Here is a 24,223-nt window from a genome sequence, read left to right on the forward strand (position 1 = left end):
TTTTTTATTATTAAATCATTATAAAATTATTGTTGATTAAATCCTTTAGTAGAATACTTTCTTTTAGCTCTGAAAATAAGTGAAGTAATGGTGGATATAAAAATTACACCTAAAGCAAGAGTTCCAGCATTAGCCAAAGTATTTATTCCTAAATGCAGAGCAGTTTCTAACTCTCCTTTAATTGTGGCAAGCATTGTATAGTACATTCCACCTCCAGGAACCAATGGGAATAAAGCACAAATTATAAAGGAAGTAACAGGCGTCTTAAAAATTCTAGCTAAAATTTCGCTATATGTACTGAATACTAAAGCAGAAATAAATAATGAAGAAACTTCACTTAGACCTAGAGATAGTGGCAAGGAATAGCAATACCAACTTAGTCCTCCCCCTAAAGCTGCAAAAATAAGTTTCTTACCTTTTATATTAAAAAGTATTCCAAAACCAAAGGTTACTATAAATGAAACAAACGACATACGTAATAACATATTAAATACCTCCTAGAAATCTCATGCAAATACTTAAACCTGCACCAGTACCTACTGCAACAGAAATAGCAATAAAAAATGCTTCAGCTGCTCGTGTAAGACCAGAAACCAAATCACCTGCTATAGTATCCCTTATGGCATTAGTAATGGCAAGACCAGGCACTAGAAGCATTATAGAGCCAATGATAGTTTGATGTATGCCACTAGCAAGACCAAGCTTTTGTAGAATTACTGCTAAAATGGCAGTAAGGGCACCTGAAATTACATTAATAAAGAAAAAGTTTATTCTAAGTTCGTTGCCTTTTAGAGTAATAAGCCTAATTAATAGCCCTATAATAAAGGCTGAAAACATATCTTTTATTGTGCCACCAAAAAGGATTGCACATGAGCCAGCACCAAAAGCCGAAAAGAATAATGTCACCATAGATGAATATCTTTCCCCTTCATTTATTTTTATGAGCTCTTCTTTAAATTGATCAACAGTTAGATTTCTACTTAGAATATTTCTAGACAAGTCATTTACCTTATCTATTTTGTTCAAATCAACTGTTCTGCTGACCACTCTTTTAGTTAAGGAGTATATTTCTCCTTTATGGAATATAGAGGTCATTATTCCGGTAGGAGTAACAAAGCTTTCTGCTTGTTCCGCTCCAAAGGTTTTGCAAATTCTCAAAATAGTATCTTCTACACGATAAGTTTCTCCGCCACTTTCCAAAATAATTTGACCTGCAAATGTTGCAACTTGTAAAATTTCGTTCATGGTTTTATCTCCTATTGTTTTTTTATAACTATATGTATTATAACATATAAAATAAATAGGTAATATATATAAAAATATAGTTGAATATATTATTAATTATATTTATAATTTTAATAAAATATAAAAAATTGGGGTGATAATATGAATTTTGAAAATTTAGTGAAAGTTGACGAAGAAATTTATAATTTAGTTGGAAAAGAGTTAGAAAGAGAGCAAGAGGGGATTGAGCTTATAGCATCAGAAAATTTTGCATCAAAGGCAGTTATGGAAGCAATGGGCTCTTATTTAACAAACAAATATGCAGAAGGTTATCCAGCTAAACGTTATTATGGGGGCTGTCAAGTAGTTGATGAAGTTGAAGAGCTAGCAAGAGAAAGAGCTAAAAAGCTTTTTGGAGCAGAACATGCCAATGTACAACCACATTCAGGATCACAAGCAAATATGGCAGTGTACTTTACAATACTTCAACCAGGTGATACAGTACTAGGCATGGACTTAAGCCATGGAGGACATCTTACTCATGGTTCAACTGTAAATTTCTCAGGTAGATTATATAATTTCGTTTCTTATGGGGTTAATAAGGAAACTGAAATGATAGATTATGAACAGATAAGAAGATTAGCATTAGAATATAAGCCAAAGCTTATAGTTGCAGGAGCTAGTGCATATTCAAGAATAATAGACTTTAAAAAATTAAAGGATATTTGTGATGAAGTAGGGGCATATTTTATGGTTGATATGGCACATATAGCAGGACTTGTAGCAACAGGAGCACATCCTTCACCAGTACCATATGCAGATTTTGTTACTTCAACAACTCATAAGACACTAAGAGGTCCTAGAGGTGGACTTATATTATGTAAAGAAAAGTATGCCAAAGCACTAGATAAGAATATTTTCCCTGGTATTCAAGGAGGTCCATTAATGCATACTATAGCTGCAAAAGCTGTATGCTTTAAAGAAGCACTTCAACCAGAATTTAAAGAATATATAAATAAAGTAGTGAAAAACTGTAAAGTATTAGCAGAAGAATTAGTAAAATATGATTTTAAATTAGTATCTAATGGAAGTGATAACCACTTAATTCTCGTTGATTTAAATAATAAGGATATAACAGGAAAAGATGCAGAAAAGCTTTTAGATAGTATTGGAATAACAGTAAACAAGAATACTGTACCAAATGAAACAAAGAGTCCATTTGTTACTTCAGGTATAAGAATAGGAACAGCAGCTGTAACAACTAGAGGCTTTGATGAAGAAGATATGAAAGAAGTGGCAGCTTTAATAAATGATGCAATTGAAAATAAGGATGAAAATTTATCATCATTAAAAAATAGAGTAAAAGCATTATGCAGTAAGCACCCTTTATATTAATAATGATATAAGCATAGGAGGAAACAATGAAATTAATTTCTTGGAATGTAAATGGATTAAGAGCATGTGTACAAAAGGGATTTTTAGAATATTTTAATAGTGTTAATGCAGATGTGTTCTGTATTCAAGAAAGTAAGCTTCAGGAAGGTAAAATAGAACTAGATCTTCCAGGTTATGAGCAATATTGGAATTATGCAGAGAAAAAAGGATATTCAGGAACAGCAATATTTACAAAGAAAAAACCTTTAAGTGTAAAATATGGTCTTGGAATTGAAGAACATGATCATGAAGGTAGGGTAATTACCTTAGAGTTTGAAGATGAATATGTTATAACTGTTTATACTCCTAATTCACAAAATGAACTGGCTAGACTTGATTATAGAATGAAGTGGGAAGATGATTTTAAAGAGTATTTAAAAGAACTTTCAAAAAAGAAGTCAGTAATCGTATGTGGAGATTTAAATGTAGCACATAAGGAAATAGACTTAAAGAATCCTAAGACTAACCGAAAAAATGCAGGATTTACAGATGAAGAAAGAGAAAAGCTTACTGATTTATTAAAGGCAGGCTTTATTGATACATTCAGATATTTTAAGCCAGATGTTACAGGGATTTATTCTTGGTGGTCATATAGGTTTAATTCAAGAAAGAATAATGCTGGATGGAGAATTGATTATTTCCTAGTATCAGAAGATATGAAGGATAGATTGGTTTCAGCAGATATACACACAGAAGTTCTTGGCTCAGATCATTGTCCAGTAGAACTAGTAATTGAATAATTTATTTAAAATAGACATAAACCTAAACTTGGTTTATGTCTACTTTTTTATGGCAAAATAGCATTAGAAAGGAAGAAAAAAGGCATAAAAAAGCATATTTTGGTGAAACTATGTAATAAGCAGAATATTTTGAAAAAAAGTAAAGGAGGTATAACTTATGTATTGGATAGTTAGGGCAGAGAAAAAAGGACAGGGAATTAAAAAGCTAGTAAATCTAATATTAGCTTTATCTTTGATTATAGTAAATATAAGCACTATTTTTACATATGCCTATGAACCAACAGAAGCGTCCAATGAAAATATTAATAATAACTTTAAAGTATGTATTGACCCTGGACATCAGGCTAAATATGATTCTAGGGGTGAGCCAGTGGCACCAGGAAGTGGTGTCAAGAAAGCTAGGGTATCAGCTGGTACAAAAGGAGTTGCCACTAAGAAGAATGAATATGAAGTAAATTTGGAAGCAGCATTATTACTAAGAGAAATGCTTAATAATAAAAATTACAATGTAATAATGACAAGGGATAATAACGATGTAAATATTAGCAATATAGAGCGTGCAGAGATAGCTAATGAAAATAATGCAGATATTGTCATCAGGATACATTGTGATAGCTTACTGGATAGCAGTAAGACAGGAGCTACCATTCTTGTGCCAAATAAGGATTGTGAATGGACAAAGGAAATATATGAGAATAGTTATAAATTTGCCACAATACTACAGGAAAAATTAAAAGGAGAAAATATTAAGGTAAATGGAGTATTTGAAAGAAAGGATATAACAGGATTCAATTGGTCTAAGGTACCAGTGGTAATTTTAGAGATGGGATTTATGAGCAATTATACTGAAGATACTATGCTTTCTAATCCTGATTATCAAAAAAAGCTTATGAATTGTGTATCTGAAGCAATAGATGAATATCAAAATGTTATGGACAAAAGATAAATTTATTTCATAAAGCATAAAAAGAGTAATAAAAATATAAAAAGAGGATAAAATATAAGATAAATATTATTTTTCAAAATAATAATGTATAGGAGGTATTTGGTGAAAAAGTATAATTTAATTTACTATTGGCAAAACTTCTTGGCTAATGAAGAGGATGTCTCACTTAAACCTAATGCATACGTTATAAAGTTTTGTATAGTAAATAAATATAGTTATGATTATTATTGTAATTGGTATTCATTTGCAAATGTAGAGAAATTAATAAGTTTTTTAAAATATGTAGTAATACCTTCAACATATATAACAAAGGCATTTGGCAAAGATGAAAATACAATATTTTTAGATGCTTTAGATAAATACGAGTGTATGGAGTATTTGGAGAAAGCCAATGTTTTTGATAAGGCAGAATTATTAAGAAAAGTTAATAGAGAATATGATTTTTTAAGCAGAATTGAAAAATGCAATTTAGGAATTGAAGGAGTTAAAAAGTATTTAGAGTTAGTTAATAAATATAATGATAGGAATGCTAAAATATTTCTTGAATTAGAATTTTATAAAAATGTAAATATGATTGGTAAAGGGCTAATAGATGAATATGAGAAGGAAAATATGCTAGATGACTTGGAAGAAAATATGTCTTTAAATAAAAACGAAATATTATCAATGTTTGAAAATATAGATAAAAATATGTTTATGTTAAAAAGACTCAATACTTATTTGAATAATACGCTTACATTCTAGTAAAAAACAAGAGATTAATAAATATCTCTTGTTTTTTTTATGAAAATGAAGGTAAATAAATATTGCATATTAACAAGAACAAAATAAAATGGTATATTAATATAAGTTATATAAAGTATTATTGATACTTTTATTAAAAATTAGAAATGAGAGATGTGATTAAATGGATAAAAATAGATTTTTACCTATTTCTAGAGAAGATATGAATGAAAGAGGTTGGGAACAATGCGATTTTATTATCGTAACAGGTGATGCATATGTAGATCATCATAGTTTTGGGACTGCTATCATATCAAGAGTTTTAGAAAATGAAGGTTACAAAGTAGGTATAATAGCACAGCCAGATTGGCATAGTACTGATGATTTTAAGAAGCTTGGTAAACCAAGACTTGGATTCCTTGTTAATGCAGGAAATATGGATTCAATGGTAAATCATTATACTGTAAGTAAAAGAAGAAGAGAAAAGGATCTTTATTCACCAGGTGGTGAAATGGGATTAAGACCAGATAGAGCAACTATTGTTTATTGTAACAAGATTAGAGAAGCTTATGGTAAGATAAATATATGTATAGGTGGAGTAGAAGCCAGTCTAAGAAGATTTGCTCATTATGATTATTGGTCTGATAAAGTTAGAAAATCAATTCTTATAGATAGTGGTGCAGACCTTTTAATATATGGAATGAGCGAAAAGCAAATAGTTGAAGTAGCTAGATGTATGAATGAAGGTTTTGAGGCTAAGTACATAAGACACGTACCAGGAACGTGCTATTTAGTAGATTCAATGGATGAAGTCTATGAAGAACATATTGTTATTCCTTCATATAAAGAAGTGACTGCAGATAAGAAAGTTTATGCGCAGGCTTTTAAAGTTACATATCAGGAGCAAGATCCTATAAGAGGAAGAACTATTGTGCAAGATCAAGGCGACAAGATACTTGTAGTTAATAAGCCAGAAGTAATTTTAAATAGAAAGGAACTTGATGCAGTATATGCACTTCCATACACTAAAGAATATCATCCATCATATAAGGAAGCAGGTGGAATTCCAGCTTTAGAAGAAGTAAAGTTTAGTATTATGAGTTCAAGAGGATGCTTTGGTAACTGTTCATTCTGCGCCATAACATTCCACCAGGGAAGAGCTGTTGAAAGTAGAAGTAAAGAATCTATAGTTAAAGAAGCTAAAGAAATGACAGAAATGCCAGACTTTAAGGGATATATTCATGATGTTGGAGGTCCTACAGCTAACTTTAGAAAGCCAGCATGTAAGCATCAATTAACTATAGGTGCATGTAAGACTAAGCAATGTTTAAGTCCAAGTCCTTGTAGAAACTTAGAAGTTGATCATAAGGAATTCTTAGGCGTTCTTAGAAGTGTAAGAAGCTTACCAAAGGTTAAGAAGGTATTTGTACGTTCAGGTATCAGATATGACTATGTAATGGCAGATAAGGATGATACGTTCTTCAAGGAATTAGTGGAGCATCATGTTAGTGGACAATTAAAAGTAGCTCCAGAACATGTATCTGAAGAAGTATTAAAATATATGGGTAAACCAGCTGGTAGAACATATGAAGATTTTAGACAAAAGTTCTTTAGAATAACAGAAAAGTTAGGAAAGAAACAATATATAATTCCATACTTAATGTCAAGCCATCCAGGTAGCACATTAAAGGAAGCAATAAACCTTGCTGAATACTTAAGAGATATTAAGTATCAACCAGAACAAGTACAAGATTTCTATCCAACACCAGGAACATTATCAACAACAATCTTCTATACAGGACTTGATCCATTAACTATGAAGCCAGTTTATGTACCTAAAACTAAGGAAGAAAAGGCTATGCAAAGAGCACTTCTTCAATTCAGTAATCCTAAGAATTATAATATAGTTTATGATGCATTAATGAAGGCTGGAAGAGAAGATTTAATTGGTAATGGACCTAAGTGCTTAATAAGATCAAAAGAGCAAAGATATATGGATGCTCATGGTTTAGGATACAAAGGAAAAAGCCAAGGGAAGTCAAAAGATAAAGGTGGAAGAGGAAGCAAAAACTCTAAAAATTCTAAAGACTCAAGAAATTCAAAAAATAGAAGATCAAATGACACAAGGGATAATAGAAATCCTAGAGATGCAAGAGATACTAAATCACCTAAGAAATCAAGAGGAAGCTTTAAGGAAAGACAGGCTGCAAAAAATAGAAGAGGCAGATAATAAAAAGACACTACATATGAATGGTCACTGAAAAGTGACTTTCATATATAGTGTCCTTTTTGTTTTGTAGTTATTAGATTTGTTACGTACATAAAAAATATTATAAAGTTAGTATAAATTCTTTTGAGAAGATATCCATTCATTTTTTAAAAGTGAGTATACTGCTAAATTCACTAGCTTTCCTTTAATTTTTTTAGCTTCTCTTAAGGTTCCTTCATAAGTAAGTCCACATTTCTTCATTACTTTTCCTGAAGCAGGGTTATCTATATCATGCTTAGCTACAATTCTATTAATATGAATTTCCTTAAATAAATAATCAATAACAGCTTTAAAGGCTTCAGAAGTAAATCCCTCATTCCAGTATCTGCTACTAATACAATATCCTATCTCACAAGCTTCACTAGCTTCGTCTAGCTCAACTATGGAAATGGCACCGATTACTTCATGAATAGATTTCAATTCAATGGCCCAATTATAGATATTATTATTGTATTCCTCTATCCAGTTATTAATTATTTTTTGTGAAACATTCACATCGCTATGGGTAGGCCAGGATAAGAATTTACTTACCTTAGGATCACTACCCCAATTTTTATACATGTATTCAGCATCACTATATTTAAATTTTCTAAGTATTAATCTATCAGTTTCTAATAAAACAGTACCTTTGTTAATCACTATTAATCCCCCTTTATATTAAGTATATTAATATAATAACAAAATAATGTAAAATGTGGTATAATTAATAAAAAAAGTAAGGGGGATTATGATGAATAATCTGGATGTTATCAGCCTATTGGGAGAATAGGCTAAAATAAATAAAACTATTCTCTCATGATCAAATAGCAATTAATTATTTGAGAAATGGAGAATAATATGAAAAAGGTTAAAAATGAATATAGTAAGATATTAATAAAGATGTCGTTACCAATATTAATGAATTATCTTATAATGACATTATTTGAAGTGATTGATAAAGCCATAGTAGGTAATTATTCAACAGAAGGTTTTGCAGCAATAGGAGTAGCAGCAAATTTCATTTATTTAGTAACAGGTGCCTTAGGTGTACTTTCAGCAGCTTATAATATTATAGCAGCACAATTTTGGGGCAAAAATGATAAGAAACAATTCAATGCTACTTTTAAAACAGTTATGGTTATTACAATTGTAATTGGAACTTTAATAATAGCTTTATCATTTGTAGGAGGAAGGCTTTTATTTGAGAAAGTTTATGGTTTAAAAAATGGAATACTATTATTAGCTTTGGATTATTTTTATATTGCTTCAGTAACTGTGATGATGAATATGATTATTTTTAATTTTTCTGTATATTTTAGAAATATGAAAAATACAAAGATATCATTTTATAGTACCATTGTTTCTACAGTTATAAATATAGCTTTTGATTATGCTTTAGTATACGGAAGATTTGGATTACCAGAGTTAGGTGTTAAAGGTGCAGCCATAGGAAGTGTAATAGGTTTAAGTGGAGGGATTTTAGTATACTTAATAAAGTTTAAAGCAGATAAAGAAAAAATGATTAAAATAAAGGCAGATAAAGAAGTAGCTAAAAGAATTATTAAATTATATATACCTTTGTTGGCACAGGATATAGTGGAAGGAACTATATTTACTATGATTTTAACTAGTTTTATATCCAGGATGAGTGTAATAAATATAGCAACATATAATTTGTTAGAAACCATTATAGGGGCAGTGGCACTTCCGATGTTTGCGTTATCATCTTCTACCATTACCTTAGCGTTACAAAAATCATTTTCTAAGGATAGGAAGGATACGCTAAGAATTATTAATACAGCAATTTCTATATCCATATTGATGATAGTGTCTTTAGGAAATATTATCTTGCTATTTCCAAGAGGGACAATGGCAATTATAAGTAAAGATAATTTAGTCATTGATAAAGCTGAGAGAGTACTATTATTTGCTATTATAGCAGTGATATTGAAGACATTTACTGTAGTTTATAAAAGCTTTTTGCAAGGAATAAATAATGAAAGCTTTGTGTTTAAATCTACAGTAATAATAAGTTTCTTATCATTATTCTGGATTTATGCATTAGTAAGAATATATGGCCTTAGGGGAATTTATATAGGAATAGCTATTAATAATATGATATTTTCCATTATCTATTTCAAAAGGATAAGAAATAATATGAAGTTGAAAAATTAAAGTGAGGATATTATGAATGATTATAGCTAAAAAAATTGTTGTAAAAGGAATAGTACAAGGTGTTGGCTTTAGGCCATTTATCTACAAAAATGCTACAAAGAATAACTTAAAGGGCTTTGTAAATAACACTAGTAAAGGTGTTTTTATTGAAGTGGAAGGTTACGAAAAAGATATAACTTCCTTTATTGAGGAAATAAAGCATAAACCTCCAGTCTTATCGAAGGTTACAGATATAAAGATAATAGATAGGGAAATAGAGGGATACACGGATTTTAAAATAATTGAAAGTGTGGAAGAGGAAGAAGCAATAACGTTACTTTCACCAGATATAGCTACTTGTGATGATTGCCTTGCAGATATCAGTGATGTAAATAATAGAAGATATAGATATGCTTTTACAAATTGCACCAATTGTGGACCAAGATTTTCAATTACTAAGAAAGTACCTTATGATAGAGAAAATACTACTATGGATGTTTTTCAAATGTGCAGTGAATGTAGGGAGGAATATAATGATCCTTTAAATAGGAGATTTCATGCTCAGCCTAATGGATGTTCTAAATGTGGTCCTAGGGTCTATATTTGTAACAAGGAAGGAAATGAAATAATCAGTAATGATCCAATAAAGGATATTGCTAAAGAAATAAAGAATGGAAAGATTGTTGCTATAAAAGGAATTGGTGGATTTAATTTGGCTTGTGATGCTAAAAATAAAGAAGTAATAAATGAACTTAGAAAGAGGAAAAAAAGGCCAAGAAAACCTTTGGCTGTAATGATGAGAGATGTTGAGACAGCTAAGAAATATTGTAATGTAAATGAAATGGAGGAAAGAATACTGCTTGGCAATAAAAAGCCTATTTTACTTTTAGATAAAAAAAGAAATTCTCTTTTACCAAAGGAGCTGACTAATTATCAAAATGGAAAATTAGGTGTAATGCTGCCATATACGCCAGTACATCATATTTTATTTAGTGAAGATATTGAAATATTAGTGATGACCAGTGCAAATATAAGTGGCGAGCCTATGGTATATAAAAATCATGAAGTAATAGAAAAACTAAAGGGTATAGCAGATTTTTATTTAATGAATAATCGTGATATTTATATCCCTATAGATGACTCTGTTTCAAGAGTGGTTTTAGGCAAGGAAAGAGTTTTGCGGAATGCTCGTGGATATGCACCTAAATCAATGGAAATAAAAGATATGTCATATTCTATTGCTTTAGGAGCTAATAGTAATAACACATTTGCTATAGCTAATAATGAAAATATTTTTTTTAGCAATTATATTGGTGATTTGGCAAATTATAGTACTTGGCAACATTATATAAATTCACTAGAACATATGAAAGGAATTTATAAGATTGATCCTAAAAGTTATTTTTATGATCTTCATCCAAATTTTTATCAAAACGAGTTATTAAAAGAAATAAAAACTAAGAAAATTGGCATACAGCATCATCATGCACATATAGTAGCATGCATGGCAGAACATTTTTTAGAAGAAGAAGTAATAGGAGTTGCTTTTGATGGGACAGGTTATGGCACTGATGGAAAGTTATGGGGTGGAGAATTTTTTGTTTGTAATAAGGAAAAATTCAAAAGACTTGCTCATTTAAACTATGTAGCTCTTCCAGGTGGAGAAGGAGCTATTAGAGAGCCCTGGAAGATGGCCATAAGCTATTTATATGATACTTTTAAAGAAGAATATGATGCTTATGTGCCTAAACATTTGCAAGAAAAGAAACATCAAATTATTACTGAAATAATAAAAAAAGATATAAACTCACCTAAAGCAAGTAGTATAGGAAGACTTTTTGATGCAGTTGCAGCATTGTTAGGCTTTGATGATAAAATAACCTTTCAAGGTGAAGCAGCCATAGACTTAGAAAATTTATGCTGCAGAGATGATGGGTCATTTTATCAATATAATATTTCCTTGGAAGAAGGAATCTATATAATTGATTGTAAACTATTAATTAAATCTGTAGCAATTGAAGTAATAAGTGGCATAGATAGGGAACTTATAGCTAGGAGGTTCCATAATACTATTATAAAATTCACCATTGAAGTATGTGAAATATTAAGAAAAGAATATAATTTATCATCAGTTGTATTAAGTGGTGGGGTGTTTCAAAATGAAATATTGCTAATAAGTATATATGAGGAATTAATTAAAAAAGATTTTAAGGTGTATATACATGAACAAATTCCAGCCAATGATGAAGGAATAAGTATAGGACAGATGATAATAGGCAATGAAATATTAAAAAAGGAGCTTGTTTTTTAGGAGGGCACTGAAAAACTTAATGTTTTTCAAGTGCGGTTATCTACAAAGTAAAAAAATAGTTAATGAAGCTGAAGTTTTTAGTTTCATTAACTATTTTTATTTAGTTATTTATATAATAACTAGGATATTTCTATCCTAATATCTTCAATATTCTTTTAATATTTACTGTAAATATTGCTAATGCCCCTTGCATTTCCATGCCAATTAGACCTGAAGATGATGCTTTATCATATCCATGTCTATGTTTTAACTCACTATTTTTTGCTTCTATTTTATAACGCTCTTTAGACTTTTCTTTAAAATATTCGCTTTCTTGAAATGCTATCTGTGATTTATGTATATCACTTTTTATAGTAACCGAATAAGTTTTACTCTTGGCTCCGTCTTTATAACAACCTTCTTTTTGTGGACAAATTTTACATTTTTCTATATCAAAATAATAAGTATCTGTTTGGTTTGTAGATACATTTTTTTTGCCCTGTCGTGCTTTACGAATAGCCATATGTCCTTCTTTACATACATACATTCCAGCATCTTTATTGAATTGGAACTCATCTTCTTTTTTTCTAAATCCTTGCGTTACAGAAGGATTTAACTTTGATACGAGTTTCATATTATTTTTATTTGCAAACTCAATATTACCCTTTTCTGAATAAGCAGAATCACCAATTATTGTTTCAACTTTTATTCCAGATTTCTGACTTTTAGTGATTAATGTTTCTAATTCTTTACCATCGTTTTTTTCTCCAGTAGTAATAGTTGCAGCAGTTATTATTCTTTCTTCCGTCATTGCAATATGTGTTTTATAACCAAAGAAAGATGTGTCAACAGACTTGTGGCCAATTCTTGCATCCGCATCAGCGCAAGCTTGAATATGATGAATATCATCTTCTAATGTTTCATTTAACATATTTAATTTTTCCCTAACCTTTGGATAAGCTGCAATAATATCATTCTTTTCTATAGCTTTAACTAAGTCCTGACAATATTTAATTTCAGCATCTAAATTATCAATTGTATTTTTAGCTGGTAAAGTATTTTTAATATTCTCATCTATTTCATAAACTGATTTTCTTAATTTCTTAGAACGTTCTTGTAACACTTCACGTGGTGATTTTTGATTATATCTTGCTGCAGTATGCGTAGCATCAACAATGATTGACTTTGATTTTATTATTCCTTTTTCAAGGGCGATTTCAACAGTTTTATTTATTAACATATCTAAAATATTTATATCTTTAAGTCTAAGTCTACGAAATTTAGTTAAAGAGCTTGGCTCAATAACATTTTACTCTGGAGCCATCCCAAGAAAATATTTAAATGACATATCATATTTTGAACGCTCCACAATATCCACATCTGATAAATCAAATATGGATTTTAATAAAAGATATTTAAACATGCGTATTGGATCAATAGCATTTCTACCATTATTAGTACAATATTTATCTAAAAGTTCATCATAAACAAATGAAAAATCAATTAGTTCATTAATTTTTCTTAACATATTATCTTTAGGAACAACTAAATCATAAATTCCTGCATATTCACTTAAAATCATTGTTTCTTGCTTTTTTATCATACAAATCACCCACATTATTTTATAAGTTAAGTATAACATAAAAGACCTAAAAAATTGTCTTAAAAAAATTTTTTAGGTCTTTTATTCCGAAAGGCACTTTTTCAGTGCCCTCGTTTTTTAGCAAGCCCTTTTTCGTTACTATATAAAAGTTTTGGCATATGCTATTTGTCAGGACTTTTGCTAAAACATAGCTTACATACATTTACTTTATTACCGGCATTATCTTTAGCTGTCCATGCAAGTTTTACTCTTTTTCTACCACAAAGAGGGCATGTACCTCTCCATTCAGGAGTAGTTGCTTTTAGATATTTTCCTCGTCTTTGTTTTGCCATATTGTTACCTCCTTAAATTTTTTAATATGGTAAAAGTGTTCTTTAAAGTATATTCATAACTATCTAATAATTGAATAAGAAATATGAAAATTAAGCAAAATAAAATTATTATGATAATAAGGAGATGATACTATGAAAAAGATTGATGTTGCATTGAAAAAGACAGTAGCAAAGAAAATGATTATTGACGGCGAACCATGGGATAAGATAATGGATGAAACACATTTAAGATTAAAGGACTTAAAGAGAATTCAAAGAGATGAAATAGATCCCCATTTTTAATACATAGGAGGAATTAAAAATGAAGAATGATAATAAGAGGACATATAGTAAAGAAAATTATTTGAGAAATGGAACAAAGACACAAAATCAATATGCAAAAAATAGCTTTAATAATAATGTTCAAGAACCAGCTTTAAATGAAAGTGGAGAAGAAGCAAAGAGAAGAGGATTTTAATAGCTTTATTGCTACAGCACTAAATATTTAGCGCTGTAGTTTCTTTGTGATACAAAATAAATGTTAAGTAATATTTTTCATCAATTATGTATTATGAAAAAATATGAAACATATATTTATATTGTAAAAAACTTAGATGGGGGAAATCATATGAATTTAATTGTTTTAGCTCCAGTAGGAGCAACAGTGGCATTATTATTTGCGGCATATTTTACTTATACAATTTTTAAAGTAGATGAAGGCACTGACAGCATGAAGCACATTGCAGAGAGTATACGTAAGGGTGCAAATGCCTATTTAAAAAGGCAGTATATTGCTGTAGGTAAATTTTTTATAGTAATTTTTATCTTGCTTTTAATTCTTTCTTATTTTGATTATGTATCTATATTCATTCCATATGCCTTTGTAACAGGAGGATTTTTCTCAGCTCTTAGTGGATATTTAGGAATGAAAATAGCTACTAATTCCAATGCAAGAACTGCTAATGCTTGTACGAAGAGCTTGAATAGCGGGTTAAGAGTTGCATTTTTCAGTGGAGCAGTAATGGGATTGGTAGTAGTAGGACTTGCTCTTTTGGATATAAGTATATGGTATTATATTTTAAATTGGTATTATCATGGTGATGCAGCTGCTATTGCATCAACAATGCTTACATTTGGTATGGGTGCTTCTGCAATGGCTCTATTTGCCAGAGTAGGTGGAGGTATATTTACTAAGGCAGCTGATGTAGGTGCAGACTTAGTAGGAAAAGTTGAAATAGGAATTCCAGAAGATGATCCAAGAAATCCAGCTGTTATAGCTGACAATGTTGGTGATAATGTTGGTGATGTTGCTGGTATGGGAGCAGATTTATTTGAATCATATCTAGGTGCAATAGTTTCATCTTGTGCACTTGCTATTTCAGCAGGACTTAAGGCTAATGGTGTAGCACTTCCTCTTATTATCGCAGCCCTTGGAATTATTGCATCAATTATTGGTACTTTCTTTGTTAAGGCAAAGGAAGATGTATCTCAAAAATCACTTCTTGCAGCTTTAAGACGAGGAACATACTCAGCTGCAATAATTATTGCAATTGTATCATATTTCTTAGTTTCAAATGTTTTAGGAAATAAATATATAGGAATATATTTTGCTATACTTTCAGGACTTGTAGCAGGTATTTTAATTGGATTTTTAACTGAATACTATACCAGTGATAACTATAAACCAACTAGAACCATTGCAGAATCTTCAGAAACAGGTTCAGCAACAGTAATTATCACAGGATTATCTGTAGGAATGAAATCAACAGCTTTTCCAGTAATAGTAGTAGGTTTATCAATACTTATAAGTTATGTGGTGGCAGGAGGTCTTCATAGCTATAGTTTGGGGCTTTATGGTATTGGGATTTCTTCAGTGGGGATGCTTTCAACTTTAGGAATAACTTTGGCCACAGATGCTTATGGACCTGTAGCAGATAATGCTGGAGGAATTGCTGAAATGGCAGGATTAGATCCAGCTGTAAGAGAAAGGACAGATGCACTTGACTCATTAGGAAATACTACTGCAGCAACAGGAAAAGGGTTTGCCATTGGTTCAGCAGCTTTAACAGCACTTGCTTTTATAGCTGCTTATAAAGATTCAATAGAGCAAATAGTAGAAAAAAACTCTGATTTAACCTTCAAGTTTGACCTTTCAATTTTAAATCCTAATGTTTTAATAGGCTTACTTATAGGTACTATGGTTACTTTTGCATTTTCTTCTTTCACCATGAGTGCAGTAGGGAGAGCAGCCAGCAAGATTGTTATTGAAGTAAGAAGACAGTTTAAGGAAATCAAAGGTTTAATGGAAGGTAAATCAGATCCAGATTATGCATCATGTGTTGATATATGTACTAAATCAGCACTAAGGGAACTTATAATAATTGCAGCTATTGCACTTATTACACCAATTGCAGTTGGACTTATACTAGGGCCTAATGGTGTGGCAGGTTTGCTTGGTGGATCAACTACCAGTGGCTTTGTTTTAGCAGTTATGATGTCAAACTCAGGTGGATCATGGGATAATGCTAAGAAATATATTGAAGCAGGTAATTGTGGAGGAAAAGGTTCAGAAAATCATAAGGCAACAGTGGTAGGAGACACAGTAGGAGATCCTTTTAAAGATACTTCAGGGCCAGCTTTAAACATTTTAATTAAGCTTATGTCAGTAATAGCAATTGTTTTTGGTATGATAATACTTAAGTTTTCAATTTTCTAATTTTTAATTATTAAAGGGAGCAATATTTTATATTGTTCCCTTTATAATATTAATAATGAACATCTAAAAAATGAAATCTAATGTTGTCATTGCTCCATCCTAAATCATATGGAACCAGTAGTCTATCAGTATTATGACAAGTAACTAGAGGATATCCTTTAGAGTCTAATCCAGTGACTGTAGAAATGTGAGTAATCCTTCCTCTTTTTTCGTAACCTACAAAATCTCCAGGTCTTAAATTAAAGGCTGCTTTATAGACGTCATTATAGCTTCCTTTAGCAATATATGATGCTCTACCGCTATTAACCATGTAGTTTTTAAATTCCTGAGCATTAACCCAAGCTTTAGTACCAGACTTTCCAAAGTAGCTCCAAGAAGAGTTTTTCTTAAAGTTTCCTCCTTCATATAGTATTTGAGAAGCAAAGTTAGCACAATCACCACCATCGGGGTTAAAGTTTTTGTAGTCCTTATTGTATTTAAATAAATGTTCCTCATCATCGGATATACCACAATAAGTATGGGCGTAATCAATAGCTTTTTTTGTTCTTTCGTCTGGTGTATATTCAGGCGCTTTATGTGATAATATGTAATTTTTAATTTCATCAGATTTTATGTTGTTTAAATCTAATGAATCAGCTAATGGATCTGTATACCATTCTTTTTCAATGATAAATCTGTTATCATCATTTTTTCTTAAATTCAAATAATGGCATGTGCCTAGTTTAAATCTATTTTCTATACCTGGTTCATCTTCATATTTATAGAAAAATTCTGTGGACACATAACAGATAATTCCATATAAATCCTTCTCTTTTTCGCTTGCTTTACTTATCTTTACAATAGAATTAATCCTACTAAAACTAGCGCCTTGTTTTTCACACCAGTTGGAAAAGTATTTAATTTTTTTTGTTTCATTTTCATAAGCCCACTGACCAGTTTTTTTGTCCAAATTATAAAAGGATTTTAAACCTTCACTATCTTTAGATAAAATAGATGAATTTCTATTGAGAAATAAGTTATCTAGTAAGGGTTTAAACTGAGACTTTAAGTCTTCCTTATCTTCAATGAGATTAACCTCTTCCTCCATTGTAGTAATATCATCTTTAGGCAGGTTACAACTGTAACAAGAAATGGAGCATATATTTAAAAGTAAGCAAAAGAAAGATATTAATTTTACTAATAAACTAATTTTCAAAGACATCAAACCTTTCTATAACAGTTTAGAATGAAAAATACTAATTAATGCAAATATTTAATTATATTTTATGCAATTATAGAATTTTTATAGGTGTTAAATTAATCTTATAAATACTGTGGAATATGGAAGTGGAAAATCATAAAATAATTAAAGTTAAATATAAAGGAGTAGGATTATGTCAAAGAAGGATTTAACTAGATTATTTGATAATGCCTTTACGATACCTTTTGATGATGAAGATAAAATTGTTTTTATGTCAGATGTGCATCGTGGTGATGGAACATATTACGATGCCTTATTAAATAATAGAAATATATATTTGACAGCTCTTAGATATTATCTTAGAAATAATTTCACTTATGTGGAAGTAGGTGATGGCGATGAACTATGGAAAAATAGGGATTTTACTGAAATAGCATATGCATACGAATCAGTATTTAGAGTATTTAATAAATTTAGCAAAAAAGATAGGATTTTTATTATATATGGAAATCATGATATAATAAAGAGTAAAAAAAATTTTAAATTAAAGCAAGAAAAATGTATAAATAAAATTGGTGCAAAATATGGCAGTGAATTTATACACTTTATAAATAACAATACATTTTATGAAGGAATTAATTTTTTATATACTCCACTAAATGAAAAATTTCTTGTAACCCATGGACATCAAATAGATCTGACTAATTCTACCTTTAAAGATATAAGTAAAATATTAGTGAGATATATTTGGAAGTTTATGTATGGAATAGCAGGTTTTCGTGATCCAACTAATTCAGCAAAAAGTAAAAATAAAAGAACACTTATTGATAATAAATTACAACAATGGGTTAAAGAAAATGGTAAAATGCTTATATGTGGGCATACCCATAATAGTTATTTTCCAGATATTCATGAACCACCATATTTTAATGATGGATGTTGTGTACTTCCAGATGCAGCAACAGCAATTGAAATCTCAGGAGGAAAGATATCTTTAGTGAAGTGGAGCGTACAGGCTCAGGAGACTGGGATACTTTGGGTGAAGAAAGCAATTATTGGAGGTCCTGTAGCCATTGAAAACTATTTGTTATGGGCAAGGTATGAAAGGGATAGGTTAAGAAAAGTAGAAGAGGAAGAAAGAAAGAATAAATAAAATTATAGTAAGATTATGTAAGGAGAATCAGAAGATGAATTTAAGTGGTAAAGTTATATTGGTTACAGGTGCATCAAGGGGTATTGGTAGAGCCATCGCTATTGAACTTGCATCAAAAGGGGCTACAATAGCAATAAATTACTCGAAAGATGATGAAGGAGCAAAAGCTACTTTAGAAAATGTTTTTGAAAGCGGCGGATATGGAAAACTATTTAAGAAAGATATTTCTAATTATGATAATTGTAAAGAACTTATGGATGAAGTTATAGGAACCTTTGGTAAGTTGGATGTATTAGTAAATAATGCAGGAAGATCAAAGATTGGATTATTAATGGATATGTCTGTAGAAGAAATAAGCGATTTAATAAATACAAACTTGATGGGGGCAATATATCTTTCAAAGCTAGCCGTTAATAATATGCTAAAAAATGGTGGCAATATAATAAATATTTCATCTGTCTGGGGAGAAGCTGGTGCTTCATGTGAAGTGGTCTATTCAGCAACTAAGGGAGGTCTTAATTTATTTACTAAAGCTTTAGCAAAAGAAGTGGCTTCATTTAATATAAGAGTAAATGCAGTGGCACCAGGAGTTATTAATACTGAAATGAATAATGTATTTGATAGTGAGGAGAAGGAAGCCTTAAAGGCGGAAATACCTATGATGAGATTTGGTGAGGCTCATGAAGTAGCAAGAGTTGTTAGCTTTTTATGTGATGATAAATGTAAGTATCTTACTGGACAGATAATAAGAATAGATGGTGGATTTATTTAAATTTTAGCAGAAATGTAAGGTGGAACATTATGATAAAAGTAAAGATAGACAAGAATAAAAAAGGAGAACCTAATTTTAAATTACATTTTAAGAAGATTAATGAAAAAGAAGAAAGACTTTTAAAGAGAGCTTTAATGGAAGGTAGGGAGATAAAAGGAAGTTTCAAATATGAAATTCCTCTTAGGTTCTTTATGCCTATTATCAGAAATATAAAAAAAGAAAATCTAAAAATTGATAGATATAGCAAAAATACATTTTATGAATTTTCAGATAGGTATGATGAAAAATATTACTATTCATTTGAGATAAATGCAAAGTATATGAAGAAATGGCGTCAGGAAGAGTGTCCAGATATTTTTAAGGTAGAAATAGATAGTGAAACGCTAGAACTAAAAAAAGAAGTTATATTTAAAAAGATTGATAGAAGAATAAAAGATGCTTAAACTTTAAGCATCTTTTATTTTTAGTTAAGATTATCATCATCAGCTTTTGATAAGGTAAATTTAAATAATACTCCATTTAGACTATTAGTCATGGAAAAAGTACTATTGTGAAGTTCTAAAATTTTCTGAACAATTGCAAGTCCAAGTCCAAAGCTATTGGTAGATCTATTACCAGACTTATCAAGCTTATAAAACTTAATAAAAATATTGTCAAGCTCTTCTTCAGGAATATGTGTGCCAGTATTTTCAATAGATATTTCAAAGTTGTCAGCATTTTCAATTATACTGATATTTATATTATTTCCACCAGGGGTATACTTTATTGAGTTGGTAATTAAGTTTTGAATAACCTGTTCAATTTTAAGAATATCACCTTGTACGTATGCAAAATCAGGAATATCTAGATAGTTTACTGTAATATCCTTATCCTTAAGCTCTAAGCTAAGGTTCTTAACTTTGGCATTTATTAGTCTTACTATATTAAAACTTTCAATTTGTAAAAGCATTGAATTGGATTCTAATTTGGAAAGCTCCAGCATGCTGGTAACAAGTGTATTCATTTTTCCAGCTTCATCAATGATTGTTTCAAGATATATCTGAGCATTTTCAGGTGAAACAATACCATCTTTTAAGCCTTCAGCATAACCACTTATTATACCAATAGGAGTTTTTAAATCATGACTTACGCTGGCTACAAAATCCTTACGCATAGTTTCTAGCTCACGTTCTTTTTCTATATCAGCCTCTAATTGTATATTTTTTTCTTTTAAATCATCAAGAGATTTTTTTAAATTGGCTGATAGAAAGTTTAGTGTCATAGCTAAGCTACCAATTTCATCATCAGAGGTTACGTCGCATTTAACACTAAAATCTAAGTTTGACATCTTTCTTGCAATATTATTTAAGTTTTTCAATGGTTTAGCTATAAGGTTGGCGTAAACTATTGAAAGGAATGTTGCAACAATTATGAAGCCAATAAGAAGATAGAAGTAAAATGTTCTTATAACTGAACCAGCTTCTTTTATTGGCTGAATTGATGATACAGAAATAAATAGTGCATCATTTTCATTTTGTAGGGACATAGGAGCCACAATTCCTATTTGCTTTGAATCGCGAGAGCGATTAGTAAAAATAGTGGAAAGAGGTTTATTTTCTTCTAATACTGCATTAATAAGGTTAGTGTTAGATAATAACTCTGCACAAAAATTTGTAAGGGTAGAAAAAGTATTATCAGAGTTTTGGTTATTTGATACATAAACAAAATCGTTTCTGTATAAAGGAATAATAGCAACTCTAGAAGAATTTTTTTCCTCATAATTTGTTAATGCACTAGATAATACTTGGTTATTATTTATTTCATAGGAATACATATATCTAAATTCATTAGCTTGATTAAGAAGATAGAGTTTCTTTTTATATAGATAGAAATCTTCAAAAAATAAAAGTTGAAAGAATAAAGTTATAAAAAATACTCCTAATATTAAGCCTAAGGTTATGGTAAATAGTTTTCTGCTGATACTTTTATTATTGGTTGACATCAAATTTATACCCACTTCCTCTTACTGTTACAATGTAATTTGCTTTTTCACCAAGCTTTTCCCTAAGTCTTTTTATATTTGTGTCTACTGTACGAAGATCACCATAATAGTCTATTCCCCAGACATTATCTAAAATAGTATCTCTAGTTAATGCTATGCCAATATTGTCAGATAGGTAAACAAGGAGTTCATATTCCTTTGGAGAAAGGGATAGTTGAACATTATCAACTTTTATTTCATGAGCAAGCTTGTTTATAGTAAGTCCATTATAATTTTTTGTAGAAGATTTATCTTCATTAAGATCAGCAGTTCTTTTTAAAAGTGCTTTGACTTTTGCTACAAGAATTTTTGGAGAAAAAGGCTTAGTTATGTAGTCGTCAGCTCCTATATCATAGCCATAAAGTTTATCTTCTTCCTGACTTTTTGCAGTAAGAAGAATTATTGGAATATCTGATACTGTTCTAATGTTTTCAAGAACAGTAAGGCCATCAATTTTAGGCATCATTATATCTAAAAGGATAAGGTCAACATTATTATTTTTAAAAGCCATAAGCCCTTCTTCACCATCACAGGCTTCAATCACAGAAAATCCTTCGCTTAATAGATAATCTTTCAGTAAAAAACGTATCCTAATTTCATCTTCAATAATAAGTATTGTTTTATTCATAAATAAGTCCTCCATTATATACTTAATAATAATTATAGTCTAAAAACTTAAAAATAAAAACATGTTAATATATTGTTGTAATTAATATTTAAACATATTATTATAAAAAGAAGTGGATTAAAAATGGATTTTAGCTCTCCATAAAGGCATTTAAAACAATTATAGGAGATGGGAAAGGAAATTATCAGATGATAAAATTAAATTTTGATGTTAAAAAACACAAATTAGAAAACGGGTTAGAAGTATTAACAATAAAAAAGGATACACAAATATCTTCTATTAATGTAGGAATAAAGGTTGGCTCATTAAATGAAAGTAAGGATGAAAAGGGGATTTCACATTTTATTGAGCATATGATGTTTAAAGGAACAACTAAAAGAGGCTTTGAAAAGTTAAATGATGATTTAGAATCATTAGGCGGAGAATATAATGCATACACTGATTATTCCATTACTGTTTACTCTATAAGCTGCCTGGAAGAGGAATTGGGAAATGCAATAGAGTTATTGGGAGATATGGTTACTAACTCTGTATTTTTAAAAGAGGAGATAGAGAAAGAAAGAGGAGTAATTCTTGCAGAAATGAAGGCTAGTATGGATAGTGTGGAGGATTTAAGCTTTAAGAGAGTTAATGAAATTGCATTTGAAAAAAGCTGTTTAAGATATGATGTGGCAGGAACAGAAAAGAACGTAAAGAAATTTACTAGAAAAGATCTTATAAGTTATTATGAAAAACACTATATACCTAATAATACATTAATAACTATGGTTTCATCTTTGGAACATGAAGAAGCTTTAGAGAAAATAAAAGAAAACTTTGGTCATTGGCAAGCTAAAGAAGCAATTGCAGTAGAAATAATTGATGAGCAAAATAAGACCATTAGAAAAACAACCCATAAGAAAAATATTGAATTAAGTACTATAATGTATTTATTTACTTTTTATGATTTAGAAAAGGATTTAGAATTACCACTTAGAATACTTAATCATAGATTAGGAGAAAGTTCTAATTCACTTTTATTTAGAGAAGTAAGAGAAATTAGAGGGCTTGCCTATGATATATATTCACATCTTGATATGACTAATCATATAAAGTCATTGTACATTTATACGGCTGTTGCTGAGGAAGATGTTAATAAGACAATAGAAGCAATAAATGAAATTTTAGAAGGCGTTAAGGAAAAGAAAATAGAAATTGGCGATAGAGATCTTGATATAATGAAGAAGGTTCATAAAACAGCTGTTATTTCAACTTTAGATGATTCTTCTGAATTATGCAGTTATATTTTAAATCAATCCATAGAAGATGAGGATATTTATGAGTTTTTACATGATATGGAGAGAATTAATAACATTACAAGTGATGAAATTTATGAGGCAGCTAATAAAGTTTTAAAAAATCCAACTATTCATATATTAAAATCTTAAAAGGTGGATATAATTATGAATATAATTACAAAAATAGAATGTGGAAAACGTAATAAAGATAGAGTAAATATCTATATTGATGAAGAATATGCTTTTTCGGTGGATATGGAAATTGTTTACAAAGAAGGTCTAAAAGTTAAAGATTCAGTAGACTATGATAAATTAAAAAAAGTTATTGAAGAAGATAATTATATCAAATGTAAAAATGCTGCCATAAGAATAATTGAAAGATCTTATAAAAGCGAGAAGGAAATAAAAGATAAATTATTAAAAAAGGAATTTGATAATAAGACCGTTAATAGGACTTTATCATTTTTAAAAGAATATAATTTAATAGATGATGAAAAACTTGTATCTATGTATGTAAAAGATAGATTAAGAAGCCAAGGAGAAAAAAAGATAAAGTATAGTTTGATGCAAAAAGGAATAAGTGAAGAGCTTATTTATAGAGAGCTGGATAAGATTAGCAATGATGATTTAGAAGATACAGCTTATAATTTAGCATTAAAGAAGTATGGTATTTTAAGAAACAAGGAAAATGATAAATATAAACTATATCAAAAGCTTACACGATATCTAATTGGTAGAGGATATGGATATGATTTAGTTTCAAGGGTGGTAAAGAAAATAATTAATGAGGAATAATTATGAAGG

General features: G+C 29.8%; 22 protein-coding genes and 1 pseudogene. 15 read left to right on the forward strand and 8 right to left on the reverse strand.

Annotated elements, in window-relative coordinates; genetic code table 11:
• Positions 1 to 26 precede the first annotated feature (26 nt).
• Complete coding sequence (locus tag Q5O44_RS07550; protein WP_022167798.1) at positions 27 to 485, reverse strand: threonine/serine exporter family protein; 459 nt, start codon at positions 483 to 485, stop codon at positions 27 to 29.
• A 1-nt stretch (position 486) separates the two neighbouring features.
• Entirely contained in the window at positions 487 to 1,245 is a 759-nt protein-coding gene (locus Q5O44_RS07555) for a threonine/serine exporter family protein (protein ID WP_022167799.1), read from the reverse strand.
• 141 nt (positions 1,246 to 1,386) lie between these two features.
• Between Q5O44_RS07555 and glyA the strand changes: the two genes are divergently transcribed.
• From glyA to Q5O44_RS07580, 5 genes are all read left to right on the forward strand, one after another.
• Positions 1,387 to 2,619, forward strand: coding sequence for a serine hydroxymethyltransferase (gene glyA / locus Q5O44_RS07560; RefSeq protein ID WP_022167800.1), 1,233 nt, complete (start codon positions 1,387 to 1,389; stop codon positions 2,617 to 2,619).
• 26 nt (positions 2,620 to 2,645) lie between these two features.
• Positions 2,646 to 3,398 carry an exodeoxyribonuclease III gene (locus Q5O44_RS07565; RefSeq protein WP_022167801.1) on the forward strand — a complete coding sequence of 251 codons (753 nt, stop codon included), beginning with the start codon at positions 2,646 to 2,648 and terminating at the stop codon, positions 3,396 to 3,398.
• A 157-nt stretch (positions 3,399 to 3,555) separates the two neighbouring features.
• Positions 3,556 to 4,344, forward strand: coding sequence for an N-acetylmuramoyl-L-alanine amidase (locus Q5O44_RS07570; RefSeq protein ID WP_022167802.1), 789 nt, complete (start codon positions 3,556 to 3,558; stop codon positions 4,342 to 4,344).
• Between the two features lie 102 nt (positions 4,345 to 4,446).
• The gene (locus tag Q5O44_RS07575; protein ID WP_022167803.1) at positions 4,447 to 5,088 is read left to right on the forward strand and encodes a hypothetical protein; all 642 of its coding nucleotides are present in this window, start codon (positions 4,447 to 4,449) and stop codon (positions 5,086 to 5,088) included.
• Between the two features lie 163 nt (positions 5,089 to 5,251).
• Complete coding sequence (locus Q5O44_RS07580; RefSeq protein ID WP_022167804.1) at positions 5,252 to 7,297, forward strand: YgiQ family radical SAM protein; 2,046 nt, start codon at positions 5,252 to 5,254, stop codon at positions 7,295 to 7,297.
• A gap of 108 nt (positions 7,298 to 7,405) precedes the next feature.
• On the opposite strand, the gene Q5O44_RS07585 is transcribed toward Q5O44_RS07580, so the two are convergent.
• On the reverse strand, positions 7,406 to 7,975 hold the full coding sequence (locus tag Q5O44_RS07585) for a GNAT family N-acetyltransferase (RefSeq protein WP_022167805.1): 570 nt from the start codon (positions 7,973 to 7,975) through the stop codon (positions 7,406 to 7,408).
• 198 nt (positions 7,976 to 8,173) lie between these two features.
• On the opposite strand from Q5O44_RS07585, the gene Q5O44_RS07590 reads away from it, so the two are divergent.
• Together Q5O44_RS07590 and hypF are read left to right on the forward strand one after the other, a co-directional pair.
• Positions 8,174 to 9,490, forward strand: coding sequence for an MATE family efflux transporter (locus Q5O44_RS07590; protein WP_022167806.1), 1,317 nt, complete (start codon positions 8,174 to 8,176; stop codon positions 9,488 to 9,490).
• Positions 9,491 to 9,506: 16 nt separating this feature from the next.
• Positions 9,507 to 11,780 carry a carbamoyltransferase HypF gene (gene hypF / locus Q5O44_RS07595; RefSeq protein ID WP_022167807.1) on the forward strand — a complete coding sequence of 758 codons (2,274 nt, stop codon included), beginning with the start codon at positions 9,507 to 9,509 and terminating at the stop codon, positions 11,778 to 11,780.
• Between the two features lie 130 nt (positions 11,781 to 11,910).
• Here hypF and Q5O44_RS07600 read toward each other — a convergent pair.
• Both Q5O44_RS07600 and Q5O44_RS07605 read right to left on the reverse strand, forming a co-directional pair.
• Positions 11,911 to 13,362 (reverse strand): annotated as a pseudogene (locus Q5O44_RS07600) (IS1182 family transposase).
• 161 nt (positions 13,363 to 13,523) lie between these two features.
• A complete protein-coding gene (locus Q5O44_RS07605; protein ID WP_022167810.1) occupies positions 13,524 to 13,694 on the reverse strand; it encodes a hypothetical protein in 171 nt (56 codons plus the stop codon).
• 132 nt (positions 13,695 to 13,826) lie between these two features.
• On the opposite strand from Q5O44_RS07605, the gene Q5O44_RS07610 reads away from it, so the two are divergent.
• The 3 genes from Q5O44_RS07610 (at position 13,827) to Q5O44_RS07620 (ending at position 16,389) form a co-directional block, all read left to right on the forward strand.
• Positions 13,827 to 13,976, forward strand: a complete 150-nt coding sequence (locus Q5O44_RS07610) for a hypothetical protein (RefSeq protein ID WP_022167811.1) — start codon at positions 13,827 to 13,829, stop codon at positions 13,974 to 13,976.
• 19 nt (positions 13,977 to 13,995) lie between these two features.
• The gene (locus Q5O44_RS07615; protein ID WP_022167812.1) at positions 13,996 to 14,151 is read left to right on the forward strand and encodes a hypothetical protein; all 156 of its coding nucleotides are present in this window, start codon (positions 13,996 to 13,998) and stop codon (positions 14,149 to 14,151) included.
• Between the two features lie 150 nt (positions 14,152 to 14,301).
• Positions 14,302 to 16,389 (forward strand): sodium-translocating pyrophosphatase, encoded by a 2,088-nt coding sequence (locus Q5O44_RS07620; protein ID WP_022167813.1) that lies wholly within the window; start codon positions 14,302 to 14,304, stop codon positions 16,387 to 16,389.
• A gap of 49 nt (positions 16,390 to 16,438) precedes the next feature.
• On the opposite strand, the gene Q5O44_RS07625 is transcribed toward Q5O44_RS07620, so the two are convergent.
• Complete coding sequence (locus tag Q5O44_RS07625; RefSeq protein ID WP_022167814.1) at positions 16,439 to 17,590, reverse strand: amidase domain-containing protein; 1,152 nt, start codon at positions 17,588 to 17,590, stop codon at positions 16,439 to 16,441.
• Positions 17,591 to 17,762: 172 nt separating this feature from the next.
• On the opposite strand from Q5O44_RS07625, the gene Q5O44_RS07630 reads away from it, so the two are divergent.
• The 3 genes from Q5O44_RS07630 to Q5O44_RS07640 are packed head-to-tail and all read left to right on the forward strand — an operon-like array spanning position 17,763 to position 19,937.
• Positions 17,763 to 18,722, forward strand: a complete 960-nt coding sequence (locus tag Q5O44_RS07630) for a metallophosphoesterase (RefSeq protein ID WP_022167815.1) — start codon at positions 17,763 to 17,765, stop codon at positions 18,720 to 18,722.
• A 34-nt stretch (positions 18,723 to 18,756) separates the two neighbouring features.
• The gene (gene ymfI / locus Q5O44_RS07635; protein ID WP_022167816.1) at positions 18,757 to 19,494 is read left to right on the forward strand and encodes an elongation factor P 5-aminopentanone reductase; all 738 of its coding nucleotides are present in this window, start codon (positions 18,757 to 18,759) and stop codon (positions 19,492 to 19,494) included.
• Between the two features lie 29 nt (positions 19,495 to 19,523).
• Positions 19,524 to 19,937 carry a hypothetical protein gene (locus Q5O44_RS07640; RefSeq protein ID WP_022167817.1) on the forward strand — a complete coding sequence of 138 codons (414 nt, stop codon included), beginning with the start codon at positions 19,524 to 19,526 and terminating at the stop codon, positions 19,935 to 19,937.
• Between the two features lie 20 nt (positions 19,938 to 19,957).
• On the opposite strand, the gene Q5O44_RS07645 is transcribed toward Q5O44_RS07640, so the two are convergent.
• The gene (locus Q5O44_RS07645; RefSeq protein WP_291660681.1) at positions 19,958 to 21,475 is read right to left on the reverse strand and encodes a HAMP domain-containing sensor histidine kinase; all 1,518 of its coding nucleotides are present in this window, start codon (positions 21,473 to 21,475) and stop codon (positions 19,958 to 19,960) included.
• Positions 21,462 to 22,142, reverse strand: a complete 681-nt coding sequence (locus Q5O44_RS07650; protein WP_022167819.1) for a response regulator transcription factor — start codon at positions 22,140 to 22,142, stop codon at positions 21,462 to 21,464. Before Q5O44_RS07650 ends, Q5O44_RS07645 begins: the two co-directional genes overlap by 14 nt.
• Positions 22,143 to 22,330: 188 nt before the next feature.
• Here Q5O44_RS07650 and Q5O44_RS07655 point away from each other — a divergent pair, with 188 nt between their 5' ends.
• Together Q5O44_RS07655 and recX are read left to right on the forward strand one after the other, a co-directional pair.
• On the forward strand, positions 22,331 to 23,569 hold the full coding sequence (locus Q5O44_RS07655; protein ID WP_022167820.1) for a pitrilysin family protein: 1,239 nt from the start codon (positions 22,331 to 22,333) through the stop codon (positions 23,567 to 23,569).
• Positions 23,570 to 23,584: 15 nt separating this feature from the next.
• On the forward strand, positions 23,585 to 24,214 hold the full coding sequence (gene recX, locus Q5O44_RS07660) for a recombination regulator RecX (protein ID WP_022167821.1): 630 nt from the start codon (positions 23,585 to 23,587) through the stop codon (positions 24,212 to 24,214).
• The last annotated feature ends 9 nt before the right edge of the window (positions 24,215 to 24,223 follow it).

The sequence above is a fragment of the Clostridium sp. CAG:221 genome (genome assembly GCA_000435835.1).
Classification (GTDB): Bacteria; Bacillota; Clostridia; order Clostridiales; family Clostridiaceae; genus Clostridium.

Bases quoted from the DNA above. Each gene is read 5' to 3' on its own strand.
- Q5O44_RS07570 (WP_022167802.1), top strand. From the start codon at position 3,556: ATGTATTGGATAGTTAGGGCAGAGAAAAAAGGACAGGGAATTAAAAAG.
- Q5O44_RS07645 (WP_291660681.1), bottom strand. From the start codon at position 21,475: ATGTCAACCAATAATAAAAGTATCAGCAGAAAACTATTTACCATAACC.
- Q5O44_RS07550 (WP_022167798.1), bottom strand. From the start codon at position 485: ATGTTATTACGTATGTCGTTTGTTTCATTTATAGTAACCTTTGGTTTT.
- Q5O44_RS07610 (WP_022167811.1), top strand. From the start codon at position 13,827: ATGAAAAAGATTGATGTTGCATTGAAAAAGACAGTAGCAAAGAAAATG.
- Q5O44_RS07655 (WP_022167820.1), top strand. From the start codon at position 22,331: ATGATAAAATTAAATTTTGATGTTAAAAAACACAAATTAGAAAACGGG.
- Q5O44_RS07615 (WP_022167812.1), top strand. From the start codon at position 13,996: ATGAAGAATGATAATAAGAGGACATATAGTAAAGAAAATTATTTGAGA.
- Q5O44_RS07625 (WP_022167814.1), bottom strand. From the start codon at position 17,590: ATGTCTTTGAAAATTAGTTTATTAGTAAAATTAATATCTTTCTTTTGC.
- glyA (WP_022167800.1), top strand. From the start codon at position 1,387: ATGAATTTTGAAAATTTAGTGAAAGTTGACGAAGAAATTTATAATTTA.
- Q5O44_RS07590 (WP_022167806.1), top strand. From the start codon at position 8,174: ATGAAAAAGGTTAAAAATGAATATAGTAAGATATTAATAAAGATGTCG.
- Q5O44_RS07555 (WP_022167799.1), bottom strand. From the start codon at position 1,245: ATGAACGAAATTTTACAAGTTGCAACATTTGCAGGTCAAATTATTTTG.
- Q5O44_RS07580 (WP_022167804.1), top strand. From the start codon at position 5,252: ATGGATAAAAATAGATTTTTACCTATTTCTAGAGAAGATATGAATGAA.
- Q5O44_RS07640 (WP_022167817.1), top strand. From the start codon at position 19,524: ATGATAAAAGTAAAGATAGACAAGAATAAAAAAGGAGAACCTAATTTT.
- hypF (WP_022167807.1), top strand. From the start codon at position 9,507: ATGATTATAGCTAAAAAAATTGTTGTAAAAGGAATAGTACAAGGTGTT.
- ymfI (WP_022167816.1), top strand. From the start codon at position 18,757: ATGAATTTAAGTGGTAAAGTTATATTGGTTACAGGTGCATCAAGGGGT.
- Q5O44_RS07620 (WP_022167813.1), top strand. From the start codon at position 14,302: ATGAATTTAATTGTTTTAGCTCCAGTAGGAGCAACAGTGGCATTATTA.
- Q5O44_RS07565 (WP_022167801.1), top strand. From the start codon at position 2,646: ATGAAATTAATTTCTTGGAATGTAAATGGATTAAGAGCATGTGTACAA.
- recX (WP_022167821.1), top strand. From the start codon at position 23,585: ATGAATATAATTACAAAAATAGAATGTGGAAAACGTAATAAAGATAGA.
- Q5O44_RS07630 (WP_022167815.1), top strand. From the start codon at position 17,763: ATGTCAAAGAAGGATTTAACTAGATTATTTGATAATGCCTTTACGATA.
- Q5O44_RS07605 (WP_022167810.1), bottom strand. From the start codon at position 13,694: ATGGCAAAACAAAGACGAGGAAAATATCTAAAAGCAACTACTCCTGAA.
- Q5O44_RS07650 (WP_022167819.1), bottom strand. From the start codon at position 22,142: ATGAATAAAACAATACTTATTATTGAAGATGAAATTAGGATACGTTTT.